Origin of the sequence: Stutzerimonas nitrititolerans (assembly GCF_003696285.1) — a bacterium.
Lineage (GTDB): Bacteria > Pseudomonadota > Gammaproteobacteria > Pseudomonadales > Pseudomonadaceae > Stutzerimonas > Stutzerimonas nitrititolerans.
The window spans coordinates 85,400-100,446 of the sequence record NZ_RFFL01000002.1; the positions used below are offsets into that span (position 1 = coordinate 85,400).

General features: G+C 63.3%; 13 protein-coding genes and 1 pseudogene. 5 read left to right on the forward strand and 9 right to left on the reverse strand.

What is annotated here, in order from left to right; all coding sequences use genetic code 11:
* Positions 1 to 36 precede the first annotated feature (36 nt).
* The gene (gene argS / locus EA795_RS02545; protein ID WP_122075392.1) at positions 37 to 1,776 is read left to right on the forward strand and encodes an arginine--tRNA ligase; all 1,740 of its coding nucleotides are present in this window, start codon (positions 37 to 39) and stop codon (positions 1,774 to 1,776) included.
* Positions 1,777 to 2,442, forward strand: coding sequence for an SPOR domain-containing protein (locus EA795_RS02550; protein ID WP_122075394.1), 666 nt, complete (start codon positions 1,777 to 1,779; stop codon positions 2,440 to 2,442).
* 47 nt (positions 2,443 to 2,489) lie between these two features.
* Here EA795_RS02550 and EA795_RS02555 read toward each other — a convergent pair whose 3' ends face one another.
* The 4 genes from EA795_RS02555 to trxA form a co-directional block, all read right to left on the reverse strand.
* Positions 2,490 to 3,461, reverse strand: a complete 972-nt coding sequence (locus EA795_RS02555) for a CDP-6-deoxy-delta-3,4-glucoseen reductase (RefSeq protein WP_122075396.1) — start codon at positions 3,459 to 3,461, stop codon at positions 2,490 to 2,492.
* Positions 3,462 to 3,567: 106 nt separating this feature from the next.
* Positions 3,568 to 5,034, reverse strand: coding sequence for a 4-hydroxy-3-polyprenylbenzoate decarboxylase (gene ubiD / locus EA795_RS02560; protein WP_122075398.1), 1,467 nt, complete (start codon positions 5,032 to 5,034; stop codon positions 3,568 to 3,570).
* Between the two features lie 123 nt (positions 5,035 to 5,157).
* On the reverse strand, positions 5,158 to 6,417 hold the full coding sequence (gene rho, locus EA795_RS02565) for a transcription termination factor Rho (protein ID WP_122075400.1): 1,260 nt from the start codon (positions 6,415 to 6,417) through the stop codon (positions 5,158 to 5,160).
* Between the two features lie 231 nt (positions 6,418 to 6,648).
* Positions 6,649 to 6,975 carry a thioredoxin TrxA gene (trxA, locus tag EA795_RS02570; protein ID WP_014851423.1) on the reverse strand — a complete coding sequence of 109 codons (327 nt, stop codon included), beginning with the start codon at positions 6,973 to 6,975 and terminating at the stop codon, positions 6,649 to 6,651.
* A gap of 151 nt (positions 6,976 to 7,126) precedes the next feature.
* Here trxA and ppx point away from each other — a divergent pair, with 151 nt between their 5' ends.
* Positions 7,127 to 8,638 (forward strand): exopolyphosphatase, encoded by a 1,512-nt coding sequence (ppx, locus tag EA795_RS02575; RefSeq protein WP_122075402.1) that lies wholly within the window; start codon positions 7,127 to 7,129, stop codon positions 8,636 to 8,638.
* Positions 8,639 to 8,719: 81 nt separating this feature from the next.
* Here ppx and EA795_RS21355 read toward each other — a convergent pair.
* The 3 genes and pseudogenes from EA795_RS21355 to hemB all read right to left on the reverse strand — a co-directional run.
* Positions 8,720 to 8,849: pseudogene (locus tag EA795_RS21355) on the reverse strand (TonB-dependent receptor domain-containing protein); the annotation flags it as partial.
* A 6-nt stretch (positions 8,850 to 8,855) separates the two neighbouring features.
* A complete protein-coding gene (gene ppk1 / locus EA795_RS02585; protein ID WP_122075404.1) occupies positions 8,856 to 11,063 on the reverse strand; it encodes a polyphosphate kinase 1 in 2,208 nt (735 codons plus the stop codon).
* A 19-nt stretch (positions 11,064 to 11,082) separates the two neighbouring features.
* Positions 11,083 to 12,096: a porphobilinogen synthase gene (gene hemB / locus EA795_RS02590; protein ID WP_014851415.1), complete on the reverse strand. Its 1,014-nt coding sequence runs from the start codon at positions 12,094 to 12,096 to the stop codon at positions 11,083 to 11,085.
* Positions 12,097 to 12,393: 297 nt separating this feature from the next.
* On the opposite strand from hemB, the gene elbB reads away from it, so the two are divergent.
* Together elbB and EA795_RS02605 are read left to right on the forward strand one after the other, a co-directional pair.
* Positions 12,394 to 13,059, forward strand: coding sequence for an isoprenoid biosynthesis glyoxalase ElbB (gene elbB, locus EA795_RS02600; RefSeq protein WP_122075408.1), 666 nt, complete (start codon positions 12,394 to 12,396; stop codon positions 13,057 to 13,059).
* A 305-nt stretch (positions 13,060 to 13,364) separates the two neighbouring features.
* Positions 13,365 to 13,832 carry a thioesterase family protein gene (locus EA795_RS02605; RefSeq protein ID WP_122075410.1) on the forward strand — a complete coding sequence of 156 codons (468 nt, stop codon included), beginning with the start codon at positions 13,365 to 13,367 and terminating at the stop codon, positions 13,830 to 13,832.
* A gap of 112 nt (positions 13,833 to 13,944) precedes the next feature.
* Here EA795_RS02605 and EA795_RS02610 read toward each other — a convergent pair whose 3' ends face one another.
* Positions 13,945 to 14,394, reverse strand: coding sequence for a YaiI/YqxD family protein (locus EA795_RS02610; RefSeq protein ID WP_014851412.1), 450 nt, complete (start codon positions 14,392 to 14,394; stop codon positions 13,945 to 13,947).
* A 19-nt stretch (positions 14,395 to 14,413) separates the two neighbouring features.
* The gene (locus tag EA795_RS02615; protein ID WP_122075412.1) at positions 14,414 to 15,046 is read right to left on the reverse strand and encodes a LysE family transporter; all 633 of its coding nucleotides are present in this window, start codon (positions 15,044 to 15,046) and stop codon (positions 14,414 to 14,416) included.
* Position 15,047 lies beyond the last annotated feature (1 nt).

The window sequence follows — 15,047 nt, forward strand, 5'->3', positions numbered from 1 at the left end:
GTTTTCGAGCAAAGCCTCCGGCCGACAGAGCAGACGATGAAAGACAGCATTCGCCACCTGATCCAGCAAGCCCTCGACCGCCTGACCACCGAAGGCGTGCTGCCCGCGGGGCTGACACCAGCGATCCAGGTCGAGAACACCCGCGACAAGAGCCATGGCGACTTCGCCAGCAACATCGCCATGATGCTGGCCAAGCCCGCCGGGATGAAACCACGCGACCTGGCGCAGAAACTCATCGACGCGCTGCCACAGGATGCGCAGATCAGCCAGGTCGAGATCGCTGGCCCCGGCTTCCTGAATTTCTTCCAGAACACCGATGCGCTAGCCGAACGCCTGGAGGCGGCCCTGGCCGACCCGCAGCTTTCGGTACGCAAGCCCGGCGCGCCGCAGCGCGTGGTGATCGATCTTTCCTCACCGAACCTGGCCAAGGAAATGCACGTCGGCCATCTGCGCTCGACCATCATCGGCGACGCGGTCGGCCGCGTGCTGGAATTCCTCGGCGACGAAGTGATCCGCCAGAACCACGTTGGCGATTGGGGCACTCAGTTCGGCATGCTGCTGGCCTATCTCGAAGAAAAGCCAGCCGCTGCGGAGACCGAGCTGTCTGATCTGGAACAGTTCTACCGTGCAGCCAAACAGCGCTTCGACGAATCCGCCACCTTCGCCGACCGCGCCCGTGAGCTGGTGGTAAAACTGCAAGCCGGCGATGCGGAATGCCTGCGCCTGTGGACGCGTTTCAACGAGATATCGCTGTCTCACTGCCAGAAAATCTACGACCGCCTCAACGTCAAGCTCACCCCAGCCGACGTCAAGGGCGAGAGCGCCTACAACGCCGAATTGCCCGGCATCGTCGACGCACTGTGCGACAAAGGCCTGCTCACAGAGGACAACGGCGCCCAGTGCGTTTTTCTCGAGGATTTCAAGAACGCCGAAGGCAATCCGCTGCCGGTGATCGTGCAGAAGGCCGGCGGGGGTTATCTCTACGCCACCACCGACCTGGCCGCCATGCGCTACCGCAGCCAGGCGCTACATGCCGATCGCGTGCTGTACTTCGTCGACCAGCGCCAGGCCCTGCATTTCCAGATGGCCTTCGAAGTGGCGCGTCGCGCCGGCTTCGTGCACGACGGCATGCAACTCGAGCACATGGGCTTCGGCACCATGAACGGCGCCGATGGCCGTCCGTTCAAGACCCGCGACGGCGGCACTGTGAAACTGATCGACCTGCTGGACGAGGCCGAGCAGCGCGCCTATAGCCTGGTGAAAGAGAAGAACCCCGACCTGGACGACGCCGAACTGCGGCAGATCGCCCGCGCCGTGGGGATCAGCGCGGTGAAGTATGCCGACCTGTCCAAACATCGCACCAGCGACTACCGATTCAACTTCGAGCTGATGCTGAGCTTCGAGGGCAATACTGCGCCCTATCTGCTCTATGCCTACACCCGCGTGTCCAGCGTGTTCCGCAAACTGGGCAAGGGCATTGACGAGATCGAAGGCCGTATCCAGCTCGAAGCCGAGCAGGAACTGGCCCTCGCTGCCCGGATAGCGCAGTTCGGCGAGACGCTGAACAATGTCGGCGAGAAGGGCGAGCCGCACTTGCTGTGCAGTTACCTGTACGATCTGGCCGGGTTGTTCTCCAGCTTCTATGAGCACTGCCCGATTCTCACGGCCGAAACCGAACAACAGAAGCAGAGCCGTCTGCGCCTCGCCGCGCTCACCGGCAAAACCCTCAAGCAAGGCCTGCAATTGCTCGGCCTGGAACCTCTGGAGCGGATGTAAGTGGCTGCACGGAAGAAAGCCGCACCCAAGCGTGGCGCCAGTCGCTACCAGGCACCTGCGAAGAAGCCCGTTCCCGGCTGGGTGTGGCTGGTCTGCGGCGTGGTGATCGGCGGTTTCATCGTATTCCTGATGAACCTGGAGCCGGGCAGCGACGCGGTCAAGCGTAACAAGGAGGCACCCAAGCCACCGCGGGAGCAGCCCAGGCGCACCGACTCGAGCGGCCAGTCGATGAAACCCAAGTACGATTTCTATACGCTGCTACCCGAGTCGGAAGTCATCCTGCCGCCAGAGACCAAACAGCCGGAGGCCCCGCCGAGCAAACCGGTGACACCGGAAGAGGCGGCGAAGATCGACGAAGCCCGGGCACAGGCCGCGCTCAATGGCGAAGTACCGCCGCCACCGCCGACAGTGGCCAAGGCGCCAGTGGTCCAGTTCTTCCTGCAGGCCGGCTCGTTCCGCCAGCAGGCCGAGGCCGACCGGGTGCGCGCGCAGATCATCCTGCTTGGGCAGGACGTGCGTGTGGAAAACGTCAAGGTACGCGACGAGCCTTGGTTCCGCGTGCTGGTCGGCCCCTACAGCAGCCGTGAACAGCTGAATGCGGCGCAGAAAACCCTGGCCGCCAGCGGCTACAAGAATCTGCTGCTGCAACAGCGGCAGGTTCGCTGAAATGAAAACGCCGGGCTAGCCCCGGCGCTTTTGCATCAGGCTTGCACTCAATCCTCACGCGGCGCGTAAGCGAACACATCGGCGCGCATCTGGTGCGGGTCCATCCCCGCCTCCACCAGCGCATCCAGCGTGCCGTAGACCATGGCGGGCGAGCCGCTGGCATACACATGCAAGGGCTTGAGGTCGGCAAAGTCCTCGCAAACCGCTTCGTGCAGCATGCCGCAGCGCCCCTCCCAACCGCAGATATCACTGACCACCCGGTGCAGGTGCAGATTGGCCATACCCAGCCATTCATCCCAGTGCGGCAACTGATAGAAGTCCTCGGGTCGACGCACACCCCAGTACAGATGCACCGGATGCGCGAAACCGGCCGCTCGGCAATACTCGATCAGGCTGTGCATCTGCGCCATCCCGGTGCCGGCTGCGATCAGCACCAACGGGCCATCGGGCAATTCCGCCAGATGGGTATCACCGAATGGCAGTTGGATACGGGCGAAGCCCTGCTTGCGAACGAACGTCAGCAACTCGATGACCGAGTCCTCGCGCGCCAGCACGTGCAGCTCGAGCTCACGCCCACCGTCCGGTGCCGAGGCCAGGGAAAAGGCGGACCATTCACCGTCCGCGCGCTGCAACAACAGGTACTGACCCGCGTAGTAGCGTGGCTGCCGCCCGGCCGGCAAACGCAGGAGCAGGCGTACCACATCGCCGCCGAGGTCCTGGTAGTCGGCCAGCTGACAGTTCAGTTCCCGCACCGGCAGCTCGCCCGGCAGCAGAACGCCATCCCAGAGCACCACGCAATCCTCCAGCGGCTCAGCCACGCAGGCCAGCAACTCGCCATGGTCGCGAATTTTCCCGTCCTGCCTGACGCGGCCTTCCACCAGCAGGGCGGCGCAGATATGGCAATTGCCGTTGCGACAGCTCTTCGGGCATTCATACCCAAGGCGCTGCGCCGCATCGAGGATGCGTTCGCCCGGCCGGACATCGAGCACGGTGCCGGCGGGCTGCAAGGTTACTTTCATATGCACGTCATCATTGAGCGGGACAAGCCCGCCAAGGCTCCGGGCGTGTCGACAGATCGCGAAAAACGCTTCTTCAACGATCCGTTACCGCCACTGTTTAGTTATGTCAGTCGATGCCCAGCTGGGACCAGAGTTCATCGACCCGCTGCTTCACCGCCGGATCCTGAACGATAGCCCGGCCCCATTCACGGCTGGTCTCACCCGGCCATTTATGAGTCGCATCCAACCCCATCTTCGAACCGAGACCGGAGACCGGCGAAGCGAAATCGAGGTAGTCGATGGGCGTGTTTTCAATCAGAACCGTATCGCGTTTGGGGTCCATGCGCGTGGTGATCGCCCAGATCACGTCGTTCCAGTCGCGGGCATTGATGTCGTCATCGGTGACGATAACGAACTTGGTGTACATGAACTGGCGCAGGAAGCTCCACACGCCGAGCATCACCCGCTTGGCATGGCCGGGGTACTGCTTCTTCATGGTCACCACCGCCATGCGGTAGGAACAGCCTTCGGGGGGCAGATAGAAGTCGGTGATCTCCGGGAACTGCTTCTGCAGGATCGGCACAAAGACTTCATTCAGCGCCACGCCAAGGATCGCCGGCTCATCCGGCGGCCGCCCAGTGTAGGTACTGTGGTAGATGGCGTCGCGGCGGCGAGTGATGCGCTCCACGGTGAACACCGGAAAGCTGTCCACCTCGTTGTAGTAGCCGGTGTGGTCGCCGTAAGGCCCCTCATCGGCCATTTCGCCGGGATAAATGTGCCCTTCGAGAACAATTTCGGCACCGGCCGGCACCTGCAGATCACTGCCGCGGCATTTCACCAGTTCGGTGCGCGAACCGCGCAGCAGACCGGCGAAGGCATATTCGGACAGCGAATCGGGCACTGGCGTCACCGCGCCGAGAATGGTTGCCGGATCCGCGCCGAGCGCCACTGCAACCGGGTAGGGCCGGTCCGGATACTTCTCGCACCACTCGCGGTAATCCAGTGCACCGCCGCGATGACTGAGCCAGCGCATGATGACCTTGTTGCGACCGATGACCTGCTGACGGTAGATGCCGAGGTTCTGGCGCTCTTTATTCGGGCCCTTGGTGATGGTCAGGCCCCAGGTGATCAGCGGCGCGGCGTCGCCCGGCCAGCAGGTCTGCACCGGCAGCGTAGACAGATCGACGTCCTCGCCCTCGATCACGACTTCCTGGCAGGGGGCATCCTTGAGCACCTTGGGCGCCATGCTGATGACCTTCTTGTAGATCGGCAGCTTGCTCCAGGCATCCTTCAGGCCCTTCGGCGGCTCCGGCTCCTTGAGGAAGGCTAGCAGCTTGCCAATCTCGCGCAGCTCACCGACCTCCTCGGCGCCCATGCCAAGGGCGACACGCCCCGGCGTACCAAATAGATTGCCGAGCACCGGCATGTCGAAACCAGTCGGATTCTCGAAAAGCAGCGCCGGGCCCTGTTTGCGCAGGGTACGGTCGCAGATCTCGGTCATTTCCAGAACGGGAGACACGGCAGCCGTGACGCGTTTGAGCTCACCGCGTTTTTCCAGGCCGCTGATAAAGTCGCGCAGATCGCGATACTGCATGCTTGAGCCTCGCATGGGCCGGCAGGGTCGGGGCGCAAAGTTTAGCCCCAGCGCCGTGTTTTCCAAAACCTGCAGACAGACGAAGGCCGGGTTTCCCCGGCCTTGTTGGTAACGACGCGTTGCTTACTTGCGCTTCATGGACATGAAGAATTCGTCATTGGTCTTGGTGTCCTTGAGCTTGTCGAGCAGGAACTCGATGGCGGCACTTTCATCCATCGGGTGCAGCAGCTTGCGCAGGATCCAGATGCGCTGCAGCTCTTCCTCACTGGTCAGCAACTCTTCGCGACGGGTGCCGGAACGGTTGATGTTGATGGCCGGGAACACACGCTTCTCGGCGATGCGGCGATCCAGTTGCAGCTCGAGGTTACCGGTGCCCTTGAATTCCTCGTAGATCACCTCGTCCATCTTCGAACCGGTTTCCACCAGCGCGGTGGCGAGGATAGTCAGCGAACCGCCCTCCTCGATGTTGCGCGCAGCGCCGAAGAAACGCTTGGGCTTCTCCAGAGCATGAGCATCGACACCACCCGTGAGCACCTTGCCGGAGCTTGGGATCACGGTGTTGTAGGCGCGCGCCAGACGGGTGATGGAGTCAAGCAGGATAACTACATCCTTCTTGTGCTCGACCAGACGCTTGGCTTTCTCGATCACCATCTCGGCGACCTGCACGTGGCGGGTCGGCGGCTCGTCGAAGGTGGAAGCGACCACTTCGCCACGCACCGTGCGCTGCATCTCGGTCACTTCTTCCGGGCGCTCGTCGATCAAGAGGACGATCAGATGGCACTCGGGGTTGTTGCGGGTGATGTTGCTGGCGATGTTCTGCAGCATGATGGTCTTGCCCGCTTTCGGCGGGGCGACGATCAACCCACGTTGGCCCTTGCCGATCGGGGCACAGAGATCGATCACGCGGCCGGTCAGGTCTTCGGTGGAGCCGTTGCCGGCTTCCATCTTCAGGCGCTCGTTGGGGAACAGCGGCGTGAGGTTCTCGAACAGAATCTTGTTCTTCGCATTCTCCGGCCGATCGTAGTTGATCGAGTCGACCTTGAGCAGGGCGAAATAGCGCTCACCTTCCTTCGGCGGACGGATCTTGCCGACGATGCTGTCGCCGGTGCGCAGGTTGAAGCGGCGAATCTGGCTGGGCGAGACGTAGATGTCGTCCGGGCCGGCCAGATAGGAAGAATCCGCGGAGCGCAGGAAGCCGAAACCGTCCTGGAGAATCTCCAGCACGCCATCACCGGAAATTTCCTCGCCACTTTTCGCATGCTTCTTGAGCAGGGAAAAGATGACGTCCTGCTTGCGCGAACGGGCCATGTTGTCGATGCCCATCTGCTCGGCCATTTCCAGCAGATCGGTGATGGGCTTTTGCTTGAGTTCGGTCAGATTCATAGAAAGAAGAGATCAGGAAGGAAGGAGAAAGCGTTGAGCTTGAGAAGCCGCGCAGCAGGAAACGAACGAGGCGTTGTGCGTTATGGGGCTGAAGTGCGTCGGCAACGAATGCAGAGGGCGACGGAAGAAACGTCGCGAGGCCGAATTTAGCACCACTCAGGCGAAGCGTCCACCCTGCGCGCACAAAAAAGCCCCCATGAACAGGAGGCTTTTTTGCCGCGTGGCGGAAAATCAGATGTTGCTGTCGAGGAACGCCATCAGCTGCGATTTGGACAGCGCACCGACCTTGGTGGCCTCGACGTTGCCGTTCTTGAACAGCATCAGCGTCGGAATGCCGCGCACACCGTATTTCGGCGGGGTTTCCTGGTTCTCGTCGATGTTCAGCTTGCAGACCTTCAGCTTGCCTTCGTAGTCCTTGGCGATCTCGTCGAGCACCGGCGCGATCATCTTGCAGGGGCCACACCACTCGGCCCAGTAGTCGACCAGCACGGGACCCTCGGCCTGGAGCACGTCCTGCTCGAAACTGCTGTCGCTGACATTGTTGATGTAGTCGCTCATGGAATGTCTCCAGGGTCGGAACTGAAAAGTGCCGCCATCATAGCCCGGCTGTGGACGGACCGAAAGACGCAGGCGTCGGGGAGCCGCACTGTTCGTTGGCGGATGAAGTCTATCGTGTCAGGATATCGGTGTTTTGTATCGAGACCGTCCAATGCCCCCGTCTGCTCCCGCATCTACCGAATCGCCTCCGATGATCGCCGCCCTGGACCTGGGCTCCAACAGTTTCCACATGGTGCTGGCCCGCACCAGCAACGGCGAGGTGCGGATCCTCGAGCGGCTCGGCGAGAAGGTTCAGCTCGCGGCCGGCATCGACGAAAGAAGAGAGCTCGATGAAGCGGCCATGCAACGTGGTCTGGATTGCCTGCGTCGCTTCGCCCAGCTGATCAACCATCTGCCCCAGGGCGCGGTACGCGTCGTCGGCACCAACGCGTTGCGCGAAGCCCGCAACCGGGCGCAGTTCATTCGCCGCGCGGAAGAGATCCTCGACCATCAGGTCGAGGTCATCTCCGGCCGCGAGGAGGCGCGCCTAATCTACACGGGCGTCGCGCATACCTTCCATGGCGCACCCGGACAGCGGCTGGTGGTGGATATCGGTGGCGGCAGCACCGAGTTCATCATCGGCCAGGGCTTCGATTCGCAGCTGCGCGAAAGCCTGCAGATGGGCTGCGTGAGCTTCACCCGACGCTTCTTCGCGGACGGCAAGATCACTTCCGCACGCTACGTCCAGGCCTATACGGCCGCGCGGCTGGAGCTGATGAGCATCGAGCCGGGCCTGCGACGCCTCGGCTGGCAGGAGGCAATCGGCGCCTCGGGGACCATCCGCGCCGTCGGTCTGGCGATCAAGGGCGCCGGGCTCGGCAACGGCGAGATCAATGCCGAAGGCATCGCCTGGCTGAAACGCAAACTACTCAAGCTCGGCGATGTGGAAAAGCTCGACATCGAGGGCATCAAGCCGGACCGCAGGAGCATCTTCCCGGCGGGTCTGGCGATCCTGGAGGCCATATTCGATGCGCTGGAGATTTCCGCCATGGCGCACTCCGAGGGCGCGCTGCGTGAAGGCGTGCTCTACGACCTGCTCGGTCGCCATCATCACGAGGACATTCGCGATCGCACGCTGAGCTTCCTCATGGAGCGCTACCACGTGGATGTCGACCAGGCCGCGCGCGTCGAGGCCAAGGCTCTCGAAGCCTTCGACCAGGTCGCCGATGACTGGAAACTGAACGAGAACTGGCAGCGCGAACTGCTGGGCTGGGCGGCACGCATTCACGAGGTCGGCCTGGACATCGCCCACTACCATTACCACAAGCACGGCGCCTACCTGATCGAGCACTCCGACCTGCCGGGCTTCTCGCGTCAGGACCAGCAGATGCTGGCGCTGCTGGTGCGCGGCCACCGCCGCAACATCCCCCAGGACAAGTTCAGCGAAACCGGCGCCGATGCCGACACCCTGGTACGCCTCTGCATCCTGTTGCGCTTCGCCATCCTGTTTCACCACATCCGCTGCACCCAAGCCGTTTCCGAGGTGCGCCTGCAGGCCAGCGAGCGACGCCTTGAACTGCTTTTCCCGCGCGGCTGGCTGAACGCCAACCCGCTGACCCGCGCCGACTTCGAAGCCGAAGCCGCCTGGCTTGCACGCGTCGGCTACGAACTGCGGATCAAGTGAACGCACGCGGGGCAGCAATTTTCGTCGCTGCCCCGCCAAGCTGGCGCCGGCCCTCGTCTGGCTCGTGCGCCCCTGAACCGCTTAGAACGACGTACTGATGCTGGTGAAGAAGGTCCGGCCCGGCTCGTTGTAGGTATAGGCCCCCCGCTTCACGGGCGTTGCCCTCGCGATACAGCCGCTCGTCGAACAGGTTGCTAAAACCTTTGCGCAATCATCCTCAGCGGGCGCTCATCACCGGGGCGGTCAACTTCTCCAGGAAAGTGGCTTGCACGTTGCGCGGGTTCTGGTTGCCGCTGGGACTGTTGCGCAGGTAGCTGCCGTCCGGCTGCAGCTGCCAGCTCTGGGTGTTGTCGCTCAGGAAGGTGTCCAGTTCCTTCTTCACCCGCGTCAGCAGCTTCTTGCCTTCGACGGGGAAGCAGGTCTCCACGCGCCGGTCCAGATTGCGCTCCATCCAGTCGGCGCTGGAAAGGTACAGTTTCTCGTCGCCGTCGTTGAGGAAGTAGAACACCCGGCTGTGTTCCAGGAAGCGACCGATGATGGAGCGCACCTGGATGTTGTGCGAAACCCCGACGATTCCCGGCCGCAGGCAGCACATGCCGCGCACGATCAGGTCGATGCGAACGCCAGTCTGGCTGGCCTTGTACAGAGCGCGAATCATCTTCGGGTCGGTCAGCGAGTTGACCTTGAGAATGATGTGCGCCGCCTTGCCTTCGCTGGCGTGCTGGGTTTCCTGAGCGATCAGGTCGAGCAGGGCCTTCTTCAGGGTGAACGGCGCATGCAGCAGCTTCTTCATGCGCATGGTCTTGCCCATGCCGATCAGCTGGCTGAACAGCTTCGACACGTCTTCGCACAGCGCATCGTCGGAAGTGAGCATGCTGTAGTCGGTATACAGGCGCGCGTTGCCGGCGTGATAGTTGCCGGTGCCCAGATGCGCATAGCGCCGCAGCTCGCCATTCTCGCGGCGCAGGATGAGCATCATCTTGGCGTGGGTCTTGTAGCCCACCACGCCGTAGATGACCACCGCGCCGGCCTGTTGCAGGCGGCTCGCCAGCTGCAGGTTGGACTCCTCGTCGAAACGCGCGCGCAGCTCGATGACCGCGGTGACCTCCTTACCATTGCGCGCCGCTTCCACCAGCGCATCGACGATTTCCGAGTTGGCGCCCGAGCGATACAGCGTCTGCTTGACCGCCAGTACGCAGGGGTCCTTCGCCGCCTCACGCAGCAGGTCGACCACCGGCGTGAAGGACTCGAAGGGGTGCAGCAGCAGGATGTCCTGCTTGGCGACGACGCTGAAGATGTTCTGGCTGTTCTGCAGCAACTTCGGAATCGCCGGGGTGAAGGGCGCGTACTGCAGCTCCGGATGACTGTCCAGGCTGGTGACGCTGAACAGCCGCGTGAGGTTGACCGGGCCGTTGACGCGGTACAGCTCGCTCTCGCTCAGGCCGAACTGCTTGAGCAGGAAGTCGGCCAGGTGCTGCGGGCAGGTATCGGCCACCTCCAGACGCACCGCATCGCCATAGCGCCGGGACATCAGCTCGCCCCGCAGCGCCCGCGCCAGGTCCTCGACATCCTCGGTGTCCACCGAAAGGTCGGCGTTACGCGTCAGACGGAACTGATAGCAACCCTTGACCCGCATGCCGTGGAACAGATCGTCGGCGTGGGCGTGGATCATCGACGAGAGGAAAACGAAGTTGTCGCCCTCGCCGCCCACCGCTTCCGGCACGCGGATCACCCGCGGCAGCAGGCGCGGCGCCGGAATGATGGCCAGCCCCGAATCGCGGCCGAAGGCGTCGATGCCTTCCAGCTCGACGATGAAGTTGAGGCTCTTGTTGACCAGCAATGGGAACGGATGCGTCGGATCGAGGCCGATCGGGGTGATGATCGGCGCGATCTCGTCACGGAAGTAGCGACGCACCCAGGTCTTGAGCTTGACCGTCCAGTTGCGACGGCGAATGAAGCGGATCTTGTGTTTGGCCAATTCAGGCAGCAGCACCTCGTTGAGGATCGCGTACTGCCGGTCCACCTGCTCGTGCACCAGCTCGGAAATCCGTGCCAGCGCCTGATGCGGCTGCAGGCCGTCGGCACCCGCCTGCTCGCGGGCGAAGGTGACCTGCTTCTTCAGGCCGGCGACACGGATCTCGAAGAATTCGTCGAGGTTGCTGGAAAAGATCAGCAGGAACTTCAGCCGCTCCAGCGGCGGGTAGGACTCGTCCAGCGCCTGCTCCAGCACGCGAATGTTGAACTGCAGCTGCGACAGCTCGCGGTGAATGTACAGGCTGCTGTCATCCAGGTTCGGCACCGCGGCCGCAACCGCGACCGGTGTTTCTTCCATCACCTCGACTGGCAATTCCGTCTCCACCTCCAGCGACGGCTGCTCGCCGTCGACGTGCTGCAATTGCGTATCGCTGAGTCCCTGACTGTTCATCAAACCGCCTCGGGAGGGCTCACTGCCCTCGTTTCAATTGTTGTGCCGCCTGTTTGGCGAAGTAGGTAAGAATGCCATCGGCCCCGGCGCGCTTGAAGGCCACCAGGGATTCGAGGATCACCGCCTCGCTCAGCCAGCCGTTCTGGATCGCCGCCATGTGCATCGCATACTCACCGCTGACCTGATAGACGAAGGTCGGCGCGCGAAAGGCATCCTTCACCCGCCAGACGATGTCCAGATAGGGCATGCCCGGCTTCACCATGATCATATCCGCGCCTTCGGCCAGATCGGCGCCCACCTCGTGCAACGCCTCGTCGCCGTTGGCCGGGTCCATCTGGTAGGTATTCTTGTTGCTCTTGCCGAGATTGGCCGCCGAGCCCACCGCATCGCGGAACGGCCCGTAGTAGGCGCTGGCGTACTTGGCCGAATAGGCCATGATGCGCACGTTGTGATGTCCCGCCACTTCCAGCGCCTCGCGAATCGCCTGGATGCGTCCGTCCATCATGTCCGAGGGCGCCACCACCTGGGCACCGGCCTCGGCGTGGGACAGCGCCTGCCTGACCAGCGCATCGACGGTGACGTCGTTCTGCACGTAGCCCTTCTCGTCGAGAATGCCGTCCTGGCCGTGGGTGGTGAAGGGGTCCAGCGCCACGTCGGTGATGATGCCCAGTTCGGGGAAACGTTCACGCAGCGCACGGGTTGCGCGCTGGGCGATGCCCTCGGGGTTCCAGGCCTCGGCCGCATCGAGGGATTTCTTTTCCAGCGGCGTCACCGGGAACAGCGCCAGCGCCGGGATGCCCAGCGCTACCAGCTCTTCGGCCTCCTCGAGCAACAGATCGATGGACAGCCGTTCCACACCCGGCATCGACGGCACCTGCTCGCGACGATTCTCTCCGTCGAGCACGAATACCGGCAGAATCAGGTCATCGACCGTCAGCACGTTCTCGCGCACCAGGCGGCGGGAGAAATCGTCACGCCGATTGCGGCGCAGGCGTGTGGCGGGGAACAGTCGATTGGCAGGAACAATACTCACAACGGACTCCTGACCCGCAATGCGGGCGAATATGACGTTTATAGGCGCGCTTGATGACCGGAAGATGACATTACCGGCCACCGACTGGGCAACATTGTCGCCAGCCACACCCGTCAGGACCAGTGCTTTCGATCAAGCGAAAGCACTGGTCCTGACGCCGTCGCCCGCTGAACGACGGCGCATGCAGCGCATCCAAGTGCTAGTGGCAGGGCTTATCACGGGGCAGGTCAGGCATTAGCATCGACCAACAGGAAGCCCGTTCGCCGGGCCGTTGAAAAATCGACCAGGAGTATGGCTATGAACAAGAAAATCGCCGTGATTCTTTCCGGCTGTGGGGTGTACGACGGCTCGGAAATCTACGAGAGCGTGGCCACGCTGTTGCGGCTCGACCAGCGCGGCGCCACCGTGCAGTGCTTTGCGCCGAACATTCCTCAGTTGCACGTGATCAACCACATGACCGGCGAGGAAATGCCCGAAACGCGCAACGTGCTGGTGGAATCGGCCCGCCTGGCGCGCGGCGCGATCAAGGACCTGGCGGAAGCGCGCGCCGAGGATTTCGACGCTCTGATCGTGCCAGGCGGCTTCGGTGCCGCGAAGAACCTGTCCGATTTCGCCAGCCAGGGCGCCGGCTGCAAGGTGTTGCCGCAAGTGCTGAGCGTGGCGCAAGCCTTCGCCCAGGCCGGCAAGCCGGTGGGCATGATGTGCATCGCACCGACCATGGCCACGCAGATATTCGGTGCCGGCGTGATCTGCACCCTCGGTCATGACGACGACGCGGCAGCCGCGGCAGTACGGGAAATGGGTGCCGAACATCAGGCCTGCGAAGTCAGCGACATCGTCGAAGATTCCAATCACCGGCTGGTCACCACCCCGGCCTACATGCTGGCGCAGTCGATCAGCGAGGCCGCTTCCGGCATCTACAAGCTGGTCGACCGCGTGCTCGAAATGACCGCCGAAAGCTGATCGGCGTTTCCCTGACCCCGGCCGCCATGACACTGGCGTCCGGGCCTTCGGGACAGCAACCTGCCTTCCCTGACCGCAGCTCGCAGCATCTTCGCCGCGAGCGCGGCTTCCACAAGCGCGATGCGATGCAAGCCGCACCCCGTGGGAGCGCCGCCCTCGGCGCGAAGCGTTCAAGCTTCTAGTCTGTGACTCGCAACGGATTCCTTACGCGAAAGCCGCCAATCCACCCGGCGCTCCCGCCGCCGCTCTGGTCAGACCGGCGAACCTCGTGCAGCGTTGTCGCTCATCCAGCAGGAACGCAGACCATGAACGACGATGACGCACTGCTCGCTGAGCATGCCCAGGCGGTACGCCAGATGTTCGAGCGCATTCCCTTCAACCTCGTGCTGGGGATCGAGCTGGACGAAATATCCGCCGAGCGGGTGATCATGCACCTGTCGATGAGGGATGAGCTGGTGGGCAACTTCGTGCACGGCATCCTGCACGGCGGTGTCATCGCCTCCTTGCTCGACGTAGCCGGTGGCGCCATGGCGATGGTCGGCGCGATGGACAAGCACCGGCACCTCCACGCCCCGGAGCGGGCTGCGCAACTCGCGCGCCTGGGTACCATCGATCTGCGTATCGACTATCTGCGCCCCGGGCGGGGTCAGCGCTTTACCGCGACCGCCATGTTGCTGCGTTCAGGCAACAAGGTGGCGGTGGTGCGCTCGGAGTTGCACAACGAGAAGGGCACGCTGGTGGCGGTGGGGACCGGAACCTATCTGTGCGGGTGAAGGCTGGAGGCTGGAGGCTGGAGGCTGGAGGCTGGGGAGTGTCCGACCTAACGCCATATCCCCGTTAGGCTTTTTCGTCCAGCCTTCCAGCCTCCCGCGCCTCTATCGGCTTTTACGGCTTCAACCGCGTCAGCAACCGGTCCAGCGCATTGGCGAAGGCCTGTCGGTCACGCTCGCCGTAAGCGGCCTGTCCGCCACCCACCTGTCCCTGCTCGCGCAGATCGGTGAACAGGTTGCGCACTGCCAGGCGCTCGCCCATGTTGCGCTCGTCGAATTCGCGCCCGCGCGGATCCAGCGCCGCAACGCCCTTCTTCACCAGCCGATCGGCCAGGGGCACGTCGCTGCAGATCACCAGGTCGCCGGGTTCGGCGTGCTCGACCAGGTAGTCGTCGGCCGCGTCGGGCCCGCTCGGCACCACGATCAGGCGCACGCAGGCGAACGCCGGCTTGACCTGGCCCTGCCCGGCCACCAGCAGCACCTCGAACTTGCGCTTGAGCGCGAACTTGACCACCTGGTCCTTGGCCGCCCGCGGGCAGGCATCGGCATCGATCCAGACACGCATCGAACTCAGCTCCCGTGCCTCACGTCGCTGCTCGCTTCACCGTCGCCAGCAACGCCGCGGCGCCGGCGAACATGGTCGCGAAACTGCGATTGACCAGCCGCTGCTGGCGCGGGGTGCGCAGCAACCGCAACACCCTGGCTGCCAGGCCCGTATAGCCGGCCATGACCAGCAGATCGACGACCACCATGGTCGCGCCCATCTCCACGTATTGCAGCAGCAGCGGTTTGGTGGGGTCGAGAAACTGCGGCAGCACCGCCAGGATGAACACGATGGCCTTGGGGTTGCTGGCATTAACCACGAACCCGCGCAACACCAGGCTCAGCGGACGGCCAATGGGTCGCGGCGCGGCAGAATCATCCAGCGCCTGCGGCAGGGCCTGCCACTGTTTCCAGGCCAGCCACAGCAGATAGGCGACACCGAACCACTTGATCAGGCCGAACGCCAGCTCGGAGGTGGCCAGCACTGCGCCGAGGCCCGCCGCCACGACGGCGATCTGCAGCACCAGCGCGACCTGCAAGCCAATGGCGTTCCAGTAGCCGCGCCAGAAACCGTACTGCAGCCCGCAGGACATCGAGGCGATGGCGCCGGCGCCCGGCGACAGGCTGATCACCCAACTGGCGACGAAGAAGGCGAGCCAGGCTTCAAACGACATC